Source organism: Geodermatophilus sp. SYSU D00742 (assembly GCF_054049935.1).
Map to the genome: position 1 here is coordinate 16,228 of NZ_JBJGYJ010000034.1, position 17,999 is coordinate 34,226.

Here is a 17,999-nt window from a genome sequence, read left to right on the forward strand (position 1 = left end):
AGGGGTGCCGGGCCCGAGCTGCGGCTGCCGGGGAGAATGGCCCACCGTGACCTCCGCTCCGCCCTCCCGCCGCCTGCTGCTCGTGCACGCCCACCCCGACGACGAGACGATCAACAACGGCGCCACCATGGCGCGCTACGTCGCCGAGGGCGTCGGGGTCACCCTGCTCACCTGCACGCTGGGCGAGGAGGGCGAGGTGCTCGTCCCGGAACTGGAGCTGCTGGCCGCCGACCACGCCGACCAGCTCGGGGGCTACCGGATCGGTGAACTGGCCGATGCCATGGACGCCCTCGGGGTCGCCGACTGGCGGTTCCTCGGCGGGCCCGGGCGCTACCGCGACTCCGGGATGATGGGCACGCCCGCCAACGAGAAGCCGCGTGCCTTCTGGAACGCCGACCTCGACGAGGCGGTCGCGTACGCGGTCGCCGTCGTCCGGGAGGTGCAGCCGCAGGTCGTCGTCACCTACGACGAGCAGGGTGGCTACGGCCACCCCGACCACATCCAGGCCCACCGGGTCGCGATGGGCGCGGTGGAGCGGGCCGCCGACCCCGGCTACCGGCCGGATCTCGGCCCGGCGTGGGACGTCGCCAAGGTCTACTGGTGCTGCACGCCGCGGTCGGTGCTGCGGGAGGGCATCGAGGCGATGGCCGCGCTGGGCGAGGCCTCCCCGTTCGACTCGCTCGGCGACGTGGAGGACGTGCCGTTCGCCGTTCCCGACGAGCTGGTCACCGCCGCGGTGGACGGGCGGGCGTACGCCGGCCGCAAGGACGCCGCGATGCGCGCGCACGCCACCCAGATCACCGTCGACGGCCCGTTCTTCGCCCTCTCCAACAACCTCGGCCAGGAGGTCATGGGCACCGAGTACTACCGGCTGGTGCGCGGGGAGCGGGGACCGGCCGGCGCTGCGCCCCACGGCTGGGAGGACGACCTCTTCGCCGGTCTGCCCGGATGAGCCGGCGCCTCGGGGCGCGGGCCGGGGCGGCTGTGCTGGTCGTGGTGGCCGCGGCGTGGTTGGCGCTGGTCGAGGTGTTCTGGCTGCCGCTGCGGGTGTCCGGCGTGCTGGTGCCGGTCTCGGTGGCCGCGGCCGTCGCCGGCAACCTGATGCTGGTGCCGCTGGCCCACCGGCTCACCGGGTCGCGGGTCGTCGCGGCGCTGCCGGCCCTGGTCTGGCTGGTCGTCGCGGTCGCCGGCAGCATCCGCCGTCCGGAGGGGGACCTGCTGGTCACCGGCGGCGGTGCCGCCGGCGTCGTCAACCTCGCGTTCCTGCTCTGCGGCGTCGTCGCTGCCGCCTTCGCCGTCGGCCGGGTGATGGCCGCACCGCCGCTCAGCCCGGGGCGTGGCGGTAGTGGTACCGGTGGTGCTCGATGAAGCCCGCGCGGCGGTAGAGGGCGCGGGCGGGCTCGTTGGACGAGGTGACCTGCAGGTAGACCCACTGGGCGCCGCGGCCGGCCGCCCACCGCTGCAGGGCCGCCATCACCGCGGTGGCCAGGCCGCGACGGCGGTGCTCCTCGGCCACGGTGACCGCGGTGACGCCGAGCCAGTCGTCGGTCACCACCCCGCGGGCGACGGCGGCCGGCGGACCCCCGTCGAGGCGCACCGAGGCGAAGACGACGTCCTCGGCGTTGGTCAGCACCTCACCGGCGTCGGCCGGCAGCGGCCGGCCGCGGTGGTGGTAGCCGGCCAGCCAGGCGTCGTCCGGGGTGGGGGAGAGGTCGACCGGCACCCCGCCCCCCGGCGAGGTGGTCAGGGGTGCGGTGAGCACCAGGACGTCCTCGTCGCGTTCCCAGCCGGCGGCGGCGAAGGCCGCGTCGGCCGACCGGGCCTGGCGGCCGGGCAGCTGGGCGCAGGGGCGCAGGTCGCGCTCGCGGTACCACCGGGTGACGGCGTCGACGGCCACCGGCAGCGCCAGGCCGGGGTCCCCCGCGACCAGCAGCGAGTTGGCCCGTCCCGTGAAGCCGCCGCCGGCCCGCAGCAGCCAGTCGCCCAGCCCGGCCTCCTCGGTGCCGCGCCAGCCGCGGGCGGCGACGCGTTCGAGGCCGACGACGTCCAGCGGCGAGCGGCTCTGTCCCATGCCGCGATCCTGCGGTGTGTCCCCGGCCCTGCCCACATCGGGTTCCCGCGCCCCACCCGTCGCGCTTCCTGCGGGCACCACGCGCCATACTGGGCAGCGAAACGACCGGCCTGGTCCGCGAGCCAGAGCCCTGCTGCGCGTCCCCGGGAGGGATCCACCGTGACCTACGTCATCACCCAGGCCTGCGTCGACGTCCTCGACAAGGCGTGCATCGACGAGTGCCCGGTGGACTGCATCTACGAGGGCGACCGGATGCTCTACATCCACCCCGACGAGTGCGTCGACTGCGGGGCGTGCGAGCCGGTCTGCCCGGTGGAGGCCATCTACTACGAGGACGACGTCCCGGACAAGTGGAAGGACTTCTACAACGCCAACGTGGAGTTCTTCTCCGACCTGGGCAGCCCCGGTGGCGCCGCGAAGACCGGCAGGATCGGGAAGGACCACCCGCTCGTGGCCGCGCTGCCGCCCCAGGCGGAAGGGCACTGACGACCACCGTCACGGGGACGGCGGCCGGGCAGCTGCCGGACTTCCCCTGGGACTCGCTCGTCGCCGCGCGTGCCAAGGCGGCCCGCCACGCCGGTGGCGTGGTCGACCTGTCCATCGGGACGCCGGTCGACGACACCCCTGAGGTGCTCGCGACGGCGCTCGCCGGTGCCGGCAACGCGCCGGGGTACCCGACGGCCCTGGGCACCGCCGATCTCCGCAGCGCCGCCGCGGCGTGGCTGCAGCGCCGGTTGGGGGTGCACCTCGCCGACCCGTTGGGCGTCGACCCGTCGGTCATCCCCACCGTGGGCTCGAAGGAACTGGTCGCGCTGCTGCCCACGATGCTGGGCCTGCGCGGTGGCGGCACCGTGCTGGTGCCCGAGGTGGCCTACCCGACGTACGAGGTCGGTGCCGTCCTGGCCGGCCTCGCGGTGCGGCGCACCGACACCCCGCCGGCCGACGCGACCGGGGTCGTCCTCGCCTGGCTGAACTCGCCGGGCAACCCGCACGGGCGGGTCCTGACCGACGACCGGCTGCGGGCCTGGGTGGAGTGGGGCCGGACGCACGGCATCCCCGTCGTGGCCGACGAGTGCTACGTCACCCTCGGCTGGGACGTCGAGCCGCGCTCGATCCTGCACCCCGAGGTGGCCGGCGACGGCCACTCCGGTCTGCTGGCCGTGCACTCGCTGTCCAAGCAGTCGACGGCCGCGGGCTACCGCGCCGGGCTGCTGTCGGGCGATCCGGCGCTGGTACGCACCGTGTGGGAGGTGCGCCGGCACCTCGGGCTGCTGGTGCCCACACCCGTGCAGGTCGCCATGGCCGCCGGCCTCGCCGACGACGCGCACGTCGACGAGCAGCGGGAGCGCTACCGGGCCCGCCGCGAGCAGCTCGCCGCCGCCGTCCGGGGCGCCGGGGCGCGCATCGACCACTCCGAGGCCGGGCTCTACCTGTGGGTCACCCGGGACGAGGACTGCTGGGCGACGATCGACTGGCTGGCCGGCCTCGGGATCGTCGCGGCCCCGGGGTCCTTCTACGGCCCGGCCGGCGCGCGGCACGTCCGCATGGCGCTGACCGCCACCGACGAGCGGATCGCCACCGCCGTCGAGCGCCTGGGGGGATGACCCCGGTCGTCGTCCGGCCGGAGCTGGCGGCGGCGCTGGCCGACGTGTTCGGCGCCGCGGGACGGGCGTGGGTCGCCGCGCTGCCCGACGCGGTGGCGCGCGCGGCTGGCCGCTGGGGGCTGACCGTCCGGGAGCCGTTCCCCGCGACCCACCACTGGGTCGCGCCGGCCGTGCGCGCCGACGGCACGGCCGCCGTCCTCAAGCTGGGGCCGGGGTGCGACAGCCTGCTGCACCAGGAGGCGGCCACCCTGGCCGCCTGGGGCGGGCACGGCGCGGTCGCCCTGCTCGACGCCGCCCTGGACGACGGGGACTCCGTCGCGCTGCTGCTGCAGGCGGCCGAGCCCGGCACCGACCTGTCGGGGCTCCCCGACGAGGAGGCGCTGCCGGTCCTGGCGGCGGTGGCCCGCCGGCTGCACTCCGCCGGTGCGGCGCGCCCGCCCGGCATCCCCGACAGCCGGCGCCGGGTTGCGCTCCTGCGGGCCGGGCACCCCCTGGTCCCGGCGGCGCTGACCGCCCGGGCCGCCGACGTCCTGGAGTCCCTGCTGGCCACCACGGCACCGGCCGTGCTCTGCCACGGGGACCTGCACGGCGCGAACGTGCTCCGCTCCGGCGACGGCTGGGTGGCGATCGACCCGCACGGGGTCTGGGGGGAGCCGGCCCTCGACGCCGGGACGGCGCTGCACAACCCGCCCCGGCCGTGGGCCTCGCTGTCGGGAGTGCGCACGCTGGTGGACGTCCGGGTCGGGCTGCTCGCCGAAGGGCTCCAGGCGCCGGCGGACCGTGTGCGGGCCTGGGGCCTGGTCAGCGCCGCGGTCGGGCTGGTGTGGACGGCGCAGGACCACGGCCGGTGCGAGCCGGACCTGCTGGCACTGGCGGACGTCCTCCGCTGAGCCGGGTCGGACCCCCGCCCTGACAGGGGAGAGGCCCCTGGGCGCACTGCCCAGGGGCCTCTCCTGTCGGACCTGCGGTCGTCGGCGGACCGCCGTGTCCGCGTTCGGCTACGGCGTCAGGCGACGCACCCGCCCAGGGCGATCTGGGAGTCGATCGCCCTGATCTGGTTCTGCACGGCGCCCAGCTTGCTCTCCAGGTCGTTCACCACGGTGCGCTGCTTGGCGATGGCGGCCTTGTCCTGCTTCTTCTGGGCCTCCAGGTCGCGGAGCACCTTCTGTGCTGCCGTGACCTGACCGTCGAGCGTCGTCACCTGTCCCTGCAGGGTCTTGAGCTGGGCCTCCGTGGCGGTGACCTCGGCGTTGACCTTGGTGAGCTGGTCCAGCAGGGGGGCGACGCGAGCCTGGAGCGCAAGGATCTCGGACTCCTTGGTGGTGACCTGACCGTTCAGGTCCTTCAGCGTGACGACGAGCTTGTCCAGGTCGCCGTTCAGCGTGCCGACCGCGGCCTGCTGGTCGCTGAGGGCCCTGGTCGCCTCGTCCACCCGCGCCTGCAGCTCCGGCAGCTGCGCCTGGAGGCCGGCGAGCTCGGCCTTCTTGCCCTCGACGGCCTGGTTGGCGGCGGTGAGGGCGGCCCGGGCCTCGTCGAGGTCGGCGCGCCGTCCGTCGAGCACTGTCTGCTGGGCGGCGATCGCCTGCTTCGCGGCCTCGACACCGTCGGTGAGGCGCGGCAGCGCGGCCTCGAGCTCCGCGACGTTGGCCTCCTGGGCGTCGACGGCCTGGGTGGCGGCGTCCACGGTCGCCTGCAGGCCGGGCAGCTGGTCCTGCAGGGAGGACAGCTCGGTCTGCTTGGCGGTCACCGCGGCGGTGGCGTCGGCCAGCGCGGTCTGCAGGCCGGGCAGCCGGCCCTGCAGGTCGGTGATCTCGACCTGCTTGCCGGCGACCGCGTCGTTGGCCGCGGTCAGCTGGGCCTGCAGCGGCGCGGCCTTCGCCTGGAGTGCGGCGCTCTCCGCCTTCTTGCTCGTCAGCTGCGCGTTGAGGGCGTCGACCTGGGTCTGCAGCGCCTTCAGGTCGCCGGACAGCCCGGAGATCTGCGCCGACTTGTCGGCGATCTGCGTCTCGACCCTGGTCCGCTCCGCGACCTTGGTGTCCTGGAGCGCGATGAGGTCTCGCTTGCGCTGCGAGTTGCCGTTGATCGCGTCGATCTGCTTCTGCAGAGCGGCGATCTCGGCGTCCAGGGCGGTCTTCTGCGTCTGCAGGGCGGTGAGTTCCGCCTTGGCCTTGTCCAGGTCGGCCTGCTTCTTGGCGATCTCGCCGTTCTTCACGACGATCTGCTGCTCGAGCGAGGTGATGTCGCCGCTCAGCTGGGTGATCCGCGCCGCGTTGGCCGCGACATCGTCGGCGGCCTTCTTCGCGGCGGCCTGCAGCGTGCCGAGCTCGGCCTGGGCCTCGGTGAGCTGCGCCTGCTCGGCGGCGAGGTCCTCGCCGGCCGTCGTGGCCGAGGCCTGGAGGGTGTCGAGCTGCGCCTGGGCCCGGGCGATCTCAGCCCGCTGTGCGGCGAGGGCGTCGGTGGCCTCCTGGGCCTCGGCCTGCCGGGTGTCGAGCGTCTGGCGGGCCTCGGTGATCTTCGCGTTCTGGGCGTCGAGCGCGTCCTGCGCCGCCGTGCCGCTGGCCTCCAGGCGGTCCAGCTCGGCCTGCGCGTCCGTGACGGCCTGCTGAGCCTCGGTCACCGCCACTGCCGCGTCCTCAGCGGTCCCGGTGAGTGCCGGCAGCTCGGCCTCTGCGGCCTGGATCCGGCCGACCAGCGCGTCGCGGTCGGTCGTGGCCCCGGCGGCCTCGCCCGCCAGCGTGGCCAGGTCGGCCTCGGCCTGGTCGATCTGCGCCTGCTTGGCGGCGGCCTGGCCCGCGAGCTCGTCGGCCTGCGACTGCAGCCCGGTGGACGCCGTCTCGGCGTCGGTGAGCTGCTGCTGGAGCGGCGCGAGGTCGTCCTGCACGGCGGTCTGCTCGGCTCGGAGGCCGGCGAGTGCCTTCTCCGCGTCGGTGACCGCCTGCGTGGTGGCGCTCCGCTGGGTCTCCAGGGCGGCCAGCTGGTCGGTCGCGGTGTTCATGGCGGCGGTGGTCTGGGCGGCCTGCGTGTCGAGTGCGGCGATCTCCTGCTGAACTGCCGTGATCTCCGCGTCGAGCGTGCTGGCGGTGATCTGCAGGGCGGTGCGCTCGGCCGTCAGCTTGCTGATCAGCTCGGCGTTCTTGCGGGCGGCGGCCTTGAGCAGGTTCTCCTGCACCGTGCCGCGGTGCGCCATCTGGTTCACGACGCCGTTGCAGATGGGGTCGGTGGCCGCCGTCGTGGCCGGCGCAGCGTTGGCCGGGCTCACCCCCAGCACGCCGGCGAGGACGGCCGGGACGACGAGGGCCCGGGCGACGGTGCGGATCGGGCGGCGGGCGCGGTTGCGGGTCATGGCGGTGTCTCCCCGTGGGTTCGTGGCGGCGTACGGGGGCGTGCGTGATCGCCCGACGAGGAGTCGGTGCACCCGTACGAGGTCCGAGGGACACCGCGTCGGTTTCGCTACTTGCTCCCCGAGGGCCCAAGCGACCAGGTGGAGGCTCTCGGATCAGTGCGTCGCGGTGTGTGTCTCGAAGCTAGGAAACCTCCGACCCGTCGCACAACGGCTGTTGCGTTGAGATGCCTCAACGCCCTCCGTGCTCGTGGGGGAACCAGGAGCTGCCCGACCGCGAGCGGCCTCGCCGGCGGGCGCTCGGAGTCGTGCGAGGGCCTGAACGCCCTGATCAGCGTCCTGACGGGACGGTCGGGAGTGGCGGGGAGGAGTTGCGCCGGGCCTCCGGCGTCGCGGCGGCGGGGTGTTGAGATCTCTCAACGCCGCGCACAGGTCAGCCCCGGTCCACGGCTCCACGGGAGAAGCGGACCGCGGCCTCCCGGTCGGGCACGCGCAGCTTCTTGAGGATGCTCGAGATGTGCGTCCGGACGGTCACCGGCGCGACGAAGAGCTTGCCGGCGATGTCCTCGGTGGACAGGCCGGCGTCCATCAGGTCGAGGATCTCGGCCTCCCGAGCGGTGAGCCGCTCCATCGCCGCCCGCGCCTTGGGGGACAGCCGGCGCCGGGGGCGGGACCGGAACTCCTCGGCCATCTTGTGCACCAGCCGCCGGGGGAGGACGGTCTCGCCGGCGAGGACCCTGCGCAGGTTGCCGCACAGCCGCTCGGGGTCCATGTCCTTGAGCAGGTACCCCGACGCCCCGGCCCGTAGCGCGTCGAAGAGGTCGTCGTCGTCCGCCGAGGCGGTCAGCATGACGACGGCCGTGTCCGGGAGCGCGCGGGTGATCTCCCAGGCGGCGGTGATCCCGCTCCCCGGCATGTGGATGTCGAGCAGGCAGACGTCGGGGCGGTGCTCCAGGGCCGCGGCGACGGCGCCGGCTGCATCACCGGCCTCGGCGACGACGCAGCAGGATCCGACCTCCAGGGCTGCCCGGGTGGCCTCCCGCGTGGGTGCGTGGTCGTCGGCGACCACCACCTGCAGCACGTCGCTCATGGGCGCGTCACCCGCACCGTCGTCCCCTCCCCGGGCGCGGACTCGAGTTGCAGTTCCACCCCCAACGCCTGGGCCCGTTCCCGCATGCTCGTGATCCCGAAACCGCCGTCGGAGCGCGGGCGCACCGCAGCCGGGTCGAACCCGTGGCCGTCGTCGGTGAGGGACAGGCACAGGGGATCGGCGGTGAACGTGACGTGGATGCGCCGGGCCCGGCCGTGACGGACGGCGTTGTGGAACGCCTCACCGACGATCCGCAGCAGTTGCTCGCCCTCGTCCGGGCGCAGCTCCACGGCCGGGTCGAGGTCGGTGACGACCTCGACCTCGTGCCGGATCGCCATGTCCTCGACGAACTGCTGCAGCGTCTGGACGAACGGCTCGTCGACGGGGCGGGTGAGCGTCGAGATCGCCCGGCGGGCCTCGTCGAGGGCCCGGCCCGCGGCGCGGCGGATCCGCTCGACGGTGACCGTGTCGTCCGGGTGCGTCGCCAGCCACCGGGAGCGCGCGTAGATGTAGGACAGCTCCTGGGTCAGCCCGTCGTGCAGGTCCCGCGCCATCCGGCGGCGGTCCTCGAGCACGGCCGCCTGCTCCCGGGCCCGCCAGTAGGAGCCGATCTCCCGCGTCGCGCCGACGAGGAGGAAGACGTAGAAGCCCAGGCGCAGCAGGTCGCCGCTGTAGACGTAGTCGGCGTACAGCGACGGGAACAGCAGGTAGTGCACCCGGGCGAACGCGGCCAGGACGCAGCCGGCCCCCACCCAGCGCAGCAGCACGTCGTCGGTGCGGGATGCCCGGCGGGTGAACGCGATCGCGGCCGCCCCGTACAGCACGGCGCCCACGGCGTTGACGGTGAGCACGAGGGGATGGGCCACGAGCAGCGGGCGGCTGGTGTCGCCGAGGTCCACACCGGGGTCCACCGTGGGCGGGAGGTGTCCGCCGAGGGGGAGGCCGACCGTGCCCACCGCCAGGACGACGAACGCGACCGAGACGGCCGCCACGGTCGCTCGGCGCCGGCCCACCCGCAGCGACCAGGGGGTGACCGCTGCGGTCGCCAGCAGGACGGTGCCGACGAAGCGGATGGCGACCGCGGCCCACCGGCTGTACTCCTCGTCCTGCCCGAGTGTGACGGCCGTGGGGACGGCGGTCAGCACCAGGTTGGCGACCGCCACGCTGCACAGGCCCAGGACCAGCAGGAGCTCCTGCGCCCCGTGGCCCTGACGGAAGCGGCCGTAGACGAGGTAGCCCACGAGGAGGGCGATCAGCGCGTTGGAGGTCTCGAGGACGACGTGCAGTGCCGGTGAGCGGTAGGCGAAGTGGAGGAACGGGAGGACGACGACCGCGACCGTGGCCACCGTCCCGGCAACGGCGACGCCCGCGGTGAGGCGTGCTGCCGACCGGGGCCCCCGTGGAGCGTCGCTGTCCGACACGCGGGAAGGGTAAGACCGGACCGAGCGGTCCCGCGTCCTCACCCCGGGTGAAGCGGGCCGGTCAGCCGCAGGGCAGGTCGTCGACGTCCAGTGAGGCCACCAGTTCGACGGCCATCCCCTCGTGCTTCTGGTAGGCCTCGGGGAACGCCGAGCGCTGCACGGCGTCGGCGGCGTCGGTCAGCCGGCGGGTCTCCCAGCCGGGGATCCGCACCAGGCCGTCGTAGAACTTGCCGGCCGCGTAGACCGGGTCCTGCACCTGCTCCGGTGTCCCCCATCCCTGGGACGGGCGCTGCTGGAACAGGCCGAGGGAGTCGCGGTCGCCGTAGTCCAGGTTGCGCAGGCGCGACTCCTGCATGGCGGTGGCCAGGGCGATGACGACCGCTCGCTCGGGGAGGCCGCGGTCGTAGCCGACGCGGGCGATCGTGCGGGCGTTCGCCACCTGCTCGCCGGTGAGCCGGACCCCGGTCGCGGGCAGGGTGCACTCCGCGGTGGCGATCGACGGGAACTCGTCCCGCGCGGTCACCGTGACCACCACGAGGACCACCACGGCGACCACCGCGGCGAGCCACGCCCAGGACGCCGCCGCCTGCCGCCGTCCCCGGCGGGCGGTCGAGGAGCGGCGCACCGGACGCCGCGGCGCCGGACGGCGGGCGCCGCGGCGCCGGGACGGGCTCGTCCTGCGGACCGGGCGGGCCGTGGTCGCACTGCGTCCGCTGGGCATCGCGACCGACTGTAGGTGCGCTCCCTGGGAGGAGGGCGCTGCCCGCACGAGGTGTCGGTCGCTAGCGTGTGCCCGCCGCCCGCCTGCGAGGAGATCCGATGAGCGACGTCCTGCTGCCCGGTGTCACCGCGACCCGCGTGGCCACCCCACGCCTGACGCAGAACGTGCTGCACCCCGACGGTCTCGACCCGGCCGGGCCCGGCGAGGTGGTGCTGTTCGTGCACGGCAACGTCAGCTCCTCGTTGTTCTGGCAGCAGCCGATGCTGGCCCTGGCCGAGCACGGGCGGGTGCGGCCGCTCGCGGTCGACCTGCGCGGCTACGGCGACACCGACCCCCTGCCGATCGACGCCCGGCGTGGGGTGCGCGACTGGGCCGACGACCTGGCCGCCCTGGTGGACACGCTCGGGCTCGAGCGGGTGCACCTGGTGGGCTGGAGCATGGGCGCCGGCGTGGTGCTGCAGTACCTGCTCGACCAGCCGGCGCGGGTGGCGTCGGTGGTCCTCGTCGCGCCGGTCTCCCCGTACGGCTTCGGTGGAACGGCCGGGGGCGAGGGACGGCGGCTGTCCGACGACGGGGCCGGGTCGGGCGCGGGTGCGGCCAACCCGGCGTTCGTGGCGGCGCTGGCCGCCGGGGACACCACGGCCGAGCAGCCCACCAGCCCCCGGTCGATCCTGCGCGCGTTCTACGTCGCGCCGGGCTCCCTGCCGCTGGACCCGCAGCTTGAGGACGTCTTCGTCGCCGCCATGCTCAGCACCCGCACCGGCGAGGACCACTACCCGGGCGAGGCCGCCACGACCGCCACCTGGCCGGGAGTGGCCCCGGGTGCGCGCGGGGTGCTCAACACGATGGCGCCGACGGTGTTCGACCTGACCGGCGTCGTGGACCTGCCGCGGAAGCCCCCGGTCCTGTGGGTCCGCGGGGACGCCGACGCGATCGTCTCGGACACGTCGGTGTTCGACCTGGCCCAGCTCGGCGCGCTGGGCGCGGTGCCCGGCTGGCCGGGGGCGGAGGTCTGCCCGCCGCAGCCGATGGTCACCCAGACCCGCGCCGTCCTGGACCAGTACGCGGCCAGCGGGGGCGCCTACCGCGAGGTCGTGCTGCCCGGCGTCGGGCACTCACCGCACGTCGAGCGGCCGCAGGAGTTCGTCGTCGCGCTGCTGGAGCACCTGGACCACCCCGCGGCGGCGCCGTCCAACACCCCGGAGACGCCGGGGCCCGGCGACCTGGACTGATCCCCGCCCCGGTGCCCGCCGGCCGGCTCAGGCCCCGGCGGGCACCGTCGGCAGGTCGGCGAGGCCCGGGGCCAGGCGCTCGTCGGTCACGTCCTCGTCGGTCATGCGACCGGAGAGGAAGGCGTCGTAGGCCGCCAGGTCGAAGTGGCCGTGCCCGCACAGCGCCGTCAGCACCACCCGCTCCTCGCCGGACTCCCGGCAGGCCACCGCCTCCCGGATGCAGGCGGCCAGCGCGTGTGAGGGCTCCGGTGCCGGGATGATCCCCTCGGTCCGTGCGAACCGCACCGCGGCCGTGAAGCACTCGGACTGCGGGAGGGCCAGCGCCTCGACCAGGCCGAGGTCGTAGACGTGGGAGAGCAGCGGCGACATCCCGTGGTAGCGCAGGCCACCGGCGTGGATCGGGTCGGGGATGAACCGGTGCCCGAGGGTGTGCATCTTGAGCAGTGGCGTCATCCCGGCGGTGTCGCCGAAGTCGTAGGCGTACACGCCGCGGGTCAGCGACGGGCAGGACGCCGGCTCGACGGCCCGGATGACCGGTGACATCCGGCCGGCCAGCTTCTCGCGCAGGAACGGGAACGCCAGCCCGCCGAAGTTCGACCCGCCGCCCGTGCAGCCGACGATCACGTCGGGGCTCTCCCCGACAGCGGCCAGCTGCAGGAGCGCCTCCTCGCCGATGACCGTCTGGTGCAGCAGCACGTGGTTGAGGACGCTGCCGAGGGCGTAGCGGGTCTGCGGGTCCCCGGCGGCGACCTCCACCGCCTCACTGATCGCGATGCCCAGCGACCCGGGGTGCGCAGGGTCCTCGGCGCGGATGGCGCGGCCGGCAGCGGTCAGGTCCGACGGCGAGCGGTGCACGCGGGCGCCGAAGGTCTCCATCGCGATGCGGCGGTAGGGCTTCTGGTCGTACGAGGCCCCCACCATCCACACCTCGCACTCGAGGTCGAACAGCGCGCTGGCGAACGACAGCGCCGTCCCCCACTGCCCGGCTCCGGTCTCGGTCGTCAGCTTCCGGACGCCGGCCCTGGCGTTGTAGTAGGCCTGCGGCACGGCGGTGTTGGGCTTGTGCGAGCCGGCGGGGGAGACGCCCTCGTACTTGTAGTAGATGCGGGCCGGCGTCCCGAGCGCCTTCTCCAGCCGGTGCGCGCGGTACAGCGGCGAGGGCCGCCACAGCCGGTAGACGTCGAGCACCTCACCGGGGATGTCGACGAAGCGCTCGGCGGTGACCTCCTGCTCGATGAGGTCCGCGGGGAACAGCGGGGCCAGGTCGTCGGGGCCCACGGGCTGCATCGTCCCCGGGTGCAGCGGCGGAGGCGGCGGGCTCGGCAGGTCCGGGACGACGTTGTACCACTGCGTCGGGAGCTGGGACTCCTCGAGCAGGATCTTGGTCCGGTTGTCGGCCACCGTCGTCTCCTCCGACTCGGTCCGCGCACGGGTGCCGGGGAGCCTAGCGCCGGCGGCCCCTCGGCAGGGCCCCGCCGCGAGCCCGGTGACGTACGGGAACGGCCACCCTCCCGGGACCCGCACCGGGCGTGCCAGGCGGGGGAAGGACGGTCCCTCCTCAGTTCTTGTGCAGCTCGGCGTTGAGAGCGCCCCAGTCGCCGTCGCGGGGCAGGGCCTCGAGCGCGCCGGACACCGAGTTGCGCCGGAACAGCAGCCCGTCGCGGCCGGAGAGCTCCGCGGCCTTGACCGTCGAGCCGTCGGGCAGGCCGACCCGGGCGCCGGCGGTCACGTAGCACCCGGCCTCGACGACGCACTTGTCACCGAGGGAGATCCCGACGCCGGCGTTGGCGCCGAGCAGGCACCCGGAGCCGATGGAGATGACCTGCTTCCCGCCGCCGGAGAGCGTGCCCATGATCGAGGCGCCGCCGCCGATGTCGCTGTCGGCCCCGACGACGACGCCGGCGCTGATCCGGCCCTCCACCATCGACGGGCCGAGCGTGCCGGCGTTGAAGTTCACGAACCCCTCGTGCATGACCGTCGTCCCCTCGGCGAGGTGGGCGCCGAGCCGCACCCGGTCGCCGTCGGCCACGCGCACGCCGGAGGGGATGACGTAGTCGACCATCCGCGGGAACTTGTCGACGCCGTACACGGTGACCTGCCCGTACGCGGCGCGCAGCCGGTGGGCGTTGAACGACGCCGCCTCCACGGGGCCGGCGCTGGTCCAGGCGACGTTGGTGAGCAGCCCGAAGACGCCGTCGAGGTTGGCGCCGTGCGGGCGGACCAGCCGGGAGGAGATCAGGTGCAGCCGCAGCCAGACGTCGTGGGTGTCGATCGGCGGCGCCGCGAGGTCGGGGATCACCGTGCGGACGGCGATCACCTCCACGCCCCGGGCCTCGTCTCGGCGCACCAGGCCGCCGTAGTCGGGCCCCAGCTCACCGGCGAGCTCCAGGGCGCCCAGGCGGGTCGTGCCGGCGGCGGAGCCCTCGGGCGCGCCCAGGCGCGGCTCGGGGTACCAGGTGTCGAGCACCGTGCCCGAGGGGGTCACGGTGGCCAGACCGGCGGCGACGGCGGAGGGTGCGGCGGCGTTCGTCACGGGGACGACGCTACCCAGCGCCGGGCAGGGGCCGGGCAGGCAGGCGGACGCCCCCGCGGGTGAACGCCGTGCGGCGGACCGGTGACCTGGCGCGGTGCGGCGGCCGGAGTGCGGCGGCGCCCGTAGGGTCGTCCACCGTGAGTTCCGCACCGCACCTGGACCTCTCCGCCGACGTCCTCGCCCTCACCCGCGCGCTGGTCGACACCCCGTCCGTGTCGGGTGCCGAGGGCGCGCTGGCCGACGCGGTGGAGGCCGCGCTGCGGGGGCTCGGCGGCCTGGAGGTCGAGCGGGTGGGGGACGCCGTCCTCGCCCGGACCGACCTCGGCCGGCCCACCCGCGTCGTCCTCGCCGGTCACCTCGACACCGTGCCGATCGCCGACAACGTCCCGAGCCGGGTGGAGGACGGCCGGCTCTACGGCTGCGGCACCAGCGACATGAAGGCCGGCGACGCGGTCATGCTGCGGCTGGCCGGCCGCTTCGGCGTCCCGGGAGCCGAGCCCGCGCACGACCTCACCTTCGTCTTCTACGACAACGAGGAGGTCGAGGCGGTCAGGAACGGCCTCGGCCGGGTGGCGCGGGAGCGCCGGGGCTGGCTCTACGGCGACCTGGCGATCCTGCTCGAGCCGACCGACGGCGAGATCGAGGCAGGCTGCCAGGGCACCCTGCGGGCGGTGCTCGAGGTGCCGGGCCGGCGGGCGCACAGCGCACGCAGCTGGCTGGGGGTCAATGCCATCCACGGTGCGGCCGGGATCCTCGCCACCCTCGGCGCGTACGAGGCGCGCGAGGTGGAGATCGACGGCTGCACCTACCGTGAGGGACTCAACGCCGTCCGCATCGAGGGCGGGGTCGCCGGCAACGTGGTCCCCGACGCCTGCACGGTGACGGTGAACTTCCGCTACGCGCCCGACCGTGACGAGGACGCCGCTGAGGCACACGTCCGCGAGGTGTTCGCCGACGCGGTCGCCGCGGGCGCCGGGCTGACCGTCGTCGACAACGCCGGCGGCGCGCTGCCGGGGCTGGCCGAGCCCGCGGCCGCGGCGTTCGTGGCGGCCGTCGGCCGCCCGGCCCGGGCCAAGCTCGGCTGGACCGACGTCGCCCGCTTCGCCGCCTTCGGCATCCCGGCGGTCAACTACGGCCCCGGTGACCCGCAGCTGGCCCACACCCGCGAGGAGCACGTCGTCGTCGAGCGGCTGCAGCCGGCCGAGGACGCGCTCGTGGCCTACCTGTCGACCCCCTCCGCCTGAGGAGCCGCGCATGACGACCACCCCCGAGCCCGCCGGCGGCCGCAAGCCGCGCCCGACCCGACACCGCGGCCCGGTGATGCTGCGCGGCGGGGAGCCCGACCCGCGCACCGTCGGGACGACGACCGACCAGCGGCTGCTCGACCGGCGCGGCCCGACCGACTGGGTGCACACCGACCCGTGGCGCGTCCTCCGGATCCAGAGCGAGTTCGTCGAGGGCTTCGGTCTGCTGTCGGAGCTGCCGCGCGCGGTGAGCGTGTTCGGCAGCGCCCGCACCCCTCGGGACTCCCCGCACTACGCCGCCGGGGTGGAGATCGGGGCGGCACTGGCCCGCGCCGGGTACGCGGTCATCACCGGCGGCGGACCCGGCGCGATGGAGGCGGCCAACCGGGGCGCCTCGGAGTCCGGTGGACTGTCGGTCGGGCTGGGCATCGAGCTGCCGTTCGAGCAGGAGCTCAACGAGTGGGTCGACGTCGGCATCGCGTTCCGCTACTTCTTCGTCCGCAAGACGATGTTCGTGAAGTACGCGCAGGCCTTCGTCATCCTCCCCGGCGGTTTCGGCACCCTCGACGAGCTGTTCGAGGCGCTCACCCTGGTGCAGACCCGCAAGGTCACCCGCTTCCCCGTGGTCCTGTACGGGTCGGAGTACTGGTCGGGCCTGGTCGACTGGATCCGCAGCACGATGGTCCCGGCGGCGACCATCCGGGAGACCGACCTGGACCTGTTCACCGTCACCGACGACGTGGAGGAGGTCGTCCGCGTGATCCAGGAGGCCGAGGCGGCGCAGCAGGCCGGCGACAACGGCGGCGGCATGCGGGCGCTGCCGGTCGACGCCGGGCCGAGCGACGCCTGACGGGCACCGGAGGTGCTCTCCGCCGTCGTCTTCGTCGTCACCGTCCTGGTGGTCGGCGCACTGGTGTTCCTCGGCGGCTCGCTGCTGCTCGGCCGCGGGGAGACCCAGCCGCCGGCCGACGCCGACCGGTCGCCCCTCGAGCTGCCGGAGGACCGGCCGGTGACCGCCGAGGACCTCCGCGCGGTGCGGATGACGGTGACCGTCCGCGGGTACCGCATGACCGAGGTCGACTGGCTGGTCGAGCAGCTGGCCCAGGCCCTGGAGGAGCGCGACGCCCGGCTCGCCGAGCTGCACGCCCGGCTGGGCGACGGCGCCGCCGCGGCCCGGGACGACGCCCCGCCCGCGGCGCCCGCGACCGGGAACGGAACGCACACCGATGCCTGAGCTCGTCGAGACGATCGAGGTGGACGCCGCGCCCGAGCGGGTCTGGGCCGCGCTGACGGACTGGACCCGGCAGGGGGAGTGGATGCTCCTCACCGACGTGGAGACCGTCGGCGGGGACGCGCAGGGGTTCGGCGGCCGGCTGGCCGCCCGCACCGGCATCCCGTGGCGGCGCGGACGGCACCTCGGCGTGCTCGACACGATGGTGATCACCGAGTGGGACCCGCCACGCCGCGTCGTCGTCCAGCACACCGGCCGGATCGTGCGCGGGCCGGGCATCTTCGAGCTGGTCCCCGACGGGGAGCGCACGACCTTCACCTGGACGGAGCGGCTGTACCTGCCCTTCGGTCTGCTCGGCGTGCTGGGCTGGCCGCTGGTGCGCCCGTTCATGGTGGCCGGCGTGCGCGCGTCGCTGCGCCGGTTCGCCGCCTTCGCCGTGCGGCACCCCGGTCCGTGACCGGGGTGGCGGTCCGCGCCGACCTCGCGGCGGCCGCGGACCCCGAGCGGGCGGCCGGGATGGCCCGCTACTTCCAGGTGCGTCCCGGCGGCTACGGGGAGGGCGACCGGTTCCTGGGCATCGCCGTACCCGAGCTGCGCCGGATCGCCCGCCGGCACGCGGCGTCGACGTCCCTGGACGATGCGGAGGGGCTGCTCCGCAGCCCGCTGCACGAGGAGCGGCTGGTCGCGCTGTTCGTGCTGGTGCGACGCTTCCAGGCCGCCGGGGACGACGAGCGGCAGCGGATCGTCGAGCTCTACCTGCGCTGCCGGGCCCACGTGTCCAACTGGGACCTGGTCGACGCCTCGGCGCCCTCCCTGCTGGGCGACGTCGCCCCCGCGGTGCTGGACGAGCTCGCCGGATCAGCGTCGGTGTGGGACCGCCGGATCGCGGTGATGGCCACGTTCCCCGCCGTCCGCTCGGGCCGGTTCGAGCCGACGCTGCGCCTGGCCGACCGGTTGCTGGAGGACCCCCACGACCTCGTGCAGAAGGCGGTCGGCTGGATGCTGCGCGAGGTGGGGAACCGCGACCGCGCCCTGGCCGAGGAGTTCCTCCGGCCCCGCCACCGGCGGATGCCGCGGACGATGCTGCGGTACGCGGTCGAGAGGTACCCACCCGACCGGCGCCGCGCCTACCTGGCCGGGGACGGCTGAACGCCGGGTCGCCCGATCGGCGTGGGGCTCAGCGGCGGCGGGAGCGGACGAACGCCAGCGCCTCGCGGGCCAGTGCCAGGTCGGTGCCGGGCTCCCCGTCGGGCAGGGCCACCCACTCCCGGTAGGGCTGCCCCCTGCCGTTGCCGAACGGGCGCCCGCTGCCGTCGGCCAGCAGCGCCACCACCCGGGCCCGGGGGAGCTTGAGCACGACGGCGTCCGACACGAGCATCGCGAAGATCGAGCCCTCCGCCCGGAGGGTGCCCGCGCCGAACCGGCGACCGCCGTCGCCGTCCGGTGGCGTCACGCCGGGTTCGGCGGCGAGGGCGTCGACGAGCGCGCTGAAGCGGTCCGGGGCGTCCACGC

At 75.0% G+C, this 17,999-nt stretch carries 19 protein-coding genes; 11 read left to right on the forward strand and 8 right to left on the reverse strand.

From position 1 onward, the window contains the following. The first annotated feature begins 46 nt into the window (after positions 1-46). Complete coding sequence (gene mshB, locus ACI78V_RS19000) at positions 47-952, forward strand: N-acetyl-1-D-myo-inositol-2-amino-2-deoxy-alpha-D-glucopyranoside deacetylase (protein ID WP_456853561.1); 906 nt, start codon at positions 47-49, stop codon at positions 950-952. Continuing rightward, positions 949-1,368 carry a hypothetical protein gene (locus ACI78V_RS19005; protein ID WP_456853563.1) on the forward strand — a complete coding sequence of 140 codons (420 nt, stop codon included), beginning with the start codon at positions 949-951 and terminating at the stop codon, positions 1,366-1,368. Before mshB ends, ACI78V_RS19005 begins: the two co-directional genes overlap by 4 nt. Here ACI78V_RS19005 and ACI78V_RS19010 read toward each other — a convergent pair. Continuing rightward, entirely contained in the window at positions 1,325-2,071 is a 747-nt protein-coding gene (locus ACI78V_RS19010; protein WP_456853564.1) for a GNAT family N-acetyltransferase, read from the reverse strand. The two genes, ACI78V_RS19005 and ACI78V_RS19010, sit on opposite strands and share 44 nt — an antisense overlap. Before the next feature lie 159 nt (positions 2,072-2,230). Between ACI78V_RS19010 and fdxA the strand changes: the two genes are divergently transcribed. Genes fdxA through ACI78V_RS19025 form a run of 3 tightly spaced genes read left to right on the forward strand, consistent with a single transcriptional unit; the run spans position 2,231 to position 4,565 of the window. Continuing rightward, complete coding sequence (gene fdxA / locus ACI78V_RS19015) at positions 2,231-2,557, forward strand: ferredoxin (protein ID WP_097207965.1); 327 nt, start codon at positions 2,231-2,233, stop codon at positions 2,555-2,557. 32 nt (positions 2,558-2,589) lie between these two features. Further along, complete coding sequence (gene dapC / locus ACI78V_RS19020; RefSeq protein WP_456853627.1) at positions 2,590-3,675, forward strand: succinyldiaminopimelate transaminase; 1,086 nt, start codon at positions 2,590-2,592, stop codon at positions 3,673-3,675. Continuing rightward, the gene (locus tag ACI78V_RS19025) at positions 3,672-4,565 is read left to right on the forward strand and encodes an aminoglycoside phosphotransferase family protein (protein ID WP_456853566.1); all 894 of its coding nucleotides are present in this window, start codon (positions 3,672-3,674) and stop codon (positions 4,563-4,565) included. Before dapC ends, ACI78V_RS19025 begins: the two co-directional genes overlap by 4 nt. Positions 4,566-4,681: 116 nt before the next feature. Here the strand turns inward: ACI78V_RS19025 and ACI78V_RS19030 are convergent, their stop codons facing one another. The 4 genes from ACI78V_RS19030 to ACI78V_RS19045 all read right to left on the reverse strand — a co-directional run bounded on the left by ACI78V_RS19030 (position 4,682) and on the right by ACI78V_RS19045 (position 10,247). Continuing rightward, positions 4,682-7,018: a hypothetical protein gene (locus ACI78V_RS19030; RefSeq protein WP_456853568.1), complete on the reverse strand. Its 2,337-nt coding sequence runs from the start codon at positions 7,016-7,018 to the stop codon at positions 4,682-4,684. A gap of 430 nt (positions 7,019-7,448) precedes the next feature. Continuing rightward, the gene (locus tag ACI78V_RS19035; protein WP_456853570.1) at positions 7,449-8,105 is read right to left on the reverse strand and encodes a response regulator; all 657 of its coding nucleotides are present in this window, start codon (positions 8,103-8,105) and stop codon (positions 7,449-7,451) included. Further along, positions 8,102-9,526: a sensor histidine kinase gene (locus tag ACI78V_RS19040; protein ID WP_456853572.1), complete on the reverse strand. Its 1,425-nt coding sequence runs from the start codon at positions 9,524-9,526 to the stop codon at positions 8,102-8,104. Before ACI78V_RS19040 ends, ACI78V_RS19035 begins: the two co-directional genes overlap by 4 nt. A 61-nt stretch (positions 9,527-9,587) precedes the next feature. Further along, positions 9,588-10,247: a hypothetical protein gene (locus tag ACI78V_RS19045; protein ID WP_456853573.1), complete on the reverse strand. Its 660-nt coding sequence runs from the start codon at positions 10,245-10,247 to the stop codon at positions 9,588-9,590. A gap of 98 nt (positions 10,248-10,345) precedes the next feature. On the opposite strand from ACI78V_RS19045, the gene ACI78V_RS19050 reads away from it, so the two are divergent. Next, positions 10,346-11,479, forward strand: a complete 1,134-nt coding sequence (locus ACI78V_RS19050) for an alpha/beta fold hydrolase (RefSeq protein ID WP_456853575.1) — start codon at positions 10,346-10,348, stop codon at positions 11,477-11,479. A 27-nt stretch (positions 11,480-11,506) separates the two neighbouring features. On the opposite strand, the gene ACI78V_RS19055 is transcribed toward ACI78V_RS19050, so the two are convergent. Both ACI78V_RS19055 and dapD read right to left on the reverse strand, forming a co-directional pair. Next, positions 11,507-12,880 carry a TrpB-like pyridoxal phosphate-dependent enzyme gene (locus tag ACI78V_RS19055; RefSeq protein WP_456853577.1) on the reverse strand — a complete coding sequence of 458 codons (1,374 nt, stop codon included), beginning with the start codon at positions 12,878-12,880 and terminating at the stop codon, positions 11,507-11,509. Between the two features lie 157 nt (positions 12,881-13,037). Continuing rightward, positions 13,038-14,012 carry a 2,3,4,5-tetrahydropyridine-2,6-dicarboxylate N-succinyltransferase gene (gene dapD, locus ACI78V_RS19060; protein WP_456853579.1) on the reverse strand — a complete coding sequence of 325 codons (975 nt, stop codon included), beginning with the start codon at positions 14,010-14,012 and terminating at the stop codon, positions 13,038-13,040. Positions 14,013-14,149: 137 nt separating this feature from the next. On the opposite strand from dapD, the gene dapE reads away from it, so the two are divergent. From dapE to ACI78V_RS19085, 5 genes are read left to right on the forward strand one after another with little or no spacing between them, the layout of a single operon-like run. After that, a complete protein-coding gene (gene dapE, locus ACI78V_RS19065; protein WP_456853581.1) occupies positions 14,150-15,256 on the forward strand; it encodes a succinyl-diaminopimelate desuccinylase in 1,107 nt (368 codons plus the stop codon). A gap of 10 nt (positions 15,257-15,266) precedes the next feature. Continuing rightward, positions 15,267-16,106, forward strand: a complete 840-nt coding sequence (locus ACI78V_RS19070) for an LOG family protein (protein ID WP_456853583.1) — start codon at positions 15,267-15,269, stop codon at positions 16,104-16,106. Positions 16,107-16,118: 12 nt separating this feature from the next. Further along, positions 16,119-16,490: a DivIVA domain-containing protein gene (locus ACI78V_RS19075; protein WP_456853585.1), complete on the forward strand. Its 372-nt coding sequence runs from the start codon at positions 16,119-16,121 to the stop codon at positions 16,488-16,490. Then, complete coding sequence (locus ACI78V_RS19080; RefSeq protein WP_456853587.1) at positions 16,483-16,944, forward strand: SRPBCC family protein; 462 nt, start codon at positions 16,483-16,485, stop codon at positions 16,942-16,944. Before ACI78V_RS19075 ends, ACI78V_RS19080 begins: the two co-directional genes overlap by 8 nt. Continuing rightward, a complete protein-coding gene (locus ACI78V_RS19085; RefSeq protein ID WP_456853588.1) occupies positions 16,941-17,636 on the forward strand; it encodes a DNA alkylation repair protein in 696 nt (231 codons plus the stop codon). Before ACI78V_RS19080 ends, ACI78V_RS19085 begins: the two co-directional genes overlap by 4 nt. 28 nt (positions 17,637-17,664) lie before the next feature. On the opposite strand, the gene ACI78V_RS19090 is transcribed toward ACI78V_RS19085, so the two are convergent. Beyond that, positions 17,665-17,997 (reverse strand): hypothetical protein, encoded by a 333-nt coding sequence (locus ACI78V_RS19090; protein WP_456853589.1) that lies wholly within the window; start codon positions 17,995-17,997, stop codon positions 17,665-17,667. Between the last annotated feature and the right edge of the window lie 2 nt (positions 17,998-17,999).